The 232-nt window shown below is 46.1% G+C and carries 1 protein-coding gene; it reads right to left on the reverse strand.

Features of this window, described 5'->3' with window-relative positions:
* Positions 1-232 (reverse strand): VCBS domain-containing protein (locus Q0794_RS18200; protein ID WP_298944298.1); only part of this gene is annotated, 232 nt, incomplete at both ends.

Raw genomic sequence — 232 nt, forward strand, 5'->3', positions numbered from 1 at the left:
GTGGTTGCATCCGCATCTTCAGTTACTGCGCCAGTATCATCGCCTGTCACAACCGATAAGTCGTCAACACCGTTGATCGTAATAACAATTTCTTGCTCAACACCATCGCTGGTTGTCACGGTAATAGTATCGGTTAATGACTCACCGTCATCTAGCGCTTGAATAGCTGCTTGCGTATTATCCGCTGCGTATGTCCATTCACCGTTTTCATCGATAGTGATATCACCGTAAG

It is taken from the genome of uncultured Psychromonas sp. (genome assembly GCF_947489755.1).
Taxonomy (GTDB): domain Bacteria; phylum Pseudomonadota; class Gammaproteobacteria; order Enterobacterales; family Psychromonadaceae; genus Psychromonas.